1 protein-coding gene is annotated in these 1,338 nt (G+C 56.4%); it reads left to right on the forward strand.

The window, feature by feature from the left end:
• Nucleotides 1-218: 218 nt before the first annotated feature.
• The gene (locus ACS5Q1_RS47935; RefSeq protein ID WP_473104789.1) at nt 219-362 is read left to right on the forward strand and encodes a hypothetical protein; all 144 of its coding nucleotides are present in this window, start codon (nt 219-221) and stop codon (nt 360-362) included.
• Nucleotides 363-1,338 lie beyond the last annotated feature (976 nt).

The raw sequence follows: 1,338 nt of genomic DNA on the forward strand, positions 1-1,338 counted from the left end.
AGGGAGCCTGAGTTTCAGGGAGGACCAATGAACTTCCCAGCCCATCGTCAGTGTCATCCCAGCACTTAGATGGGTCAATTCACCAAGTCTTTCAGACTGTTAAGAGACAACTATCCTGTACCCCAAGGTGCGGGAAAGCACGGCCGACCTGGCCGCTCAGTGCCATCCTGTCTGGGTCGTGAGCGCCTCATCCCTGACTGGAGTGATGGACAATGACCATGAGAGGCAGAAAGCTTTCCAACGAGGCCCTACCTAATCAGGCAGACATTGACCTTGAGCCCTGTCCACCTGTTGCCGAGTATCTGGCTGCAACCGTGGTGGTCATGAATGTCTGTGCGACCGTGCTGTCGCTCCTGACCTGATCGCATCCTGACAGGCGCCTTGCTCCAACGTGCCCCCTCTGGAGGCGGCAATGGAACACCTGAAGTCGACGTGTGCTGCTATCGTCTTCATGGGCATGGCCTCTGGCACGCTGGCCCGGAGCCACCCTTTGACTTTGCGGATGGTCTGTGGTCGGGCACGAGAATTGGTTGCCGCCCAAGGGGCTATCGTCCTCAATCCTGGCCCCACAACCTACGACCGTTATGTAGGAGGAAATGGTCAATGTGCGTTGGATGAGACCTTAGAGCCTGTTTGGGTTCCAACAGCCGATACCCCTCAGTGCCCCATTGGCTATCGTTGTCGGCAACGGGCAAGGCCTTCGAGAGGTTAAGGGCTTGAGAGCTGCGTGCCGCCTATTCCACGACCACCTTGTCAAGACATTGCTCCGCCATAACTCATCCCGACCGTGCGGCTTCCTCATCTCCAATCGTATCCTGAATGTCTTGGGTGACTTCATGTATTGCCGTCATGCTGAGATCACCCAAGGTGCGCGGGTGTGAGGCATTTCACAGCATCCATAGTCAGATTGCGGCACCTTGTGCCCTGTCTGATCCATGGAGATGTTTATGAACCATATGAAACTGGTGTGTGCTGCCATCGGCCTCATCAGCATCAGCTCTGGCGCATTGGCGCAAGGCCGTTCGCTGACCACTGCGATGTCTTGTAGTCAGGCACAAAGCCTTGTCGCTTCCCAAGGAACGGTTGTTCTTAACACCAGTGCCACAAGCTACGACCGATATGTGGCATCGGGTGCATATTGTGGGCTGGGTGAAGTGCCGGGGCCTGGGTGGGCTCCGACAAGGGATGTTCGCCAGTGTTTGGTTGGCTCTCGCTGCGTGGGCGTCGCTCGTGGTAGGTGAGCTGACCTAGGCAATATCTCACCATACGAGGTCCCAAGACACCAATGACATCCTGGATGTCTTGGGGGCCTCTCTAGGTGTCGCAGACTATTGGTGG

Source organism: Microvirga sp. GN3 (assembly GCF_055792825.1).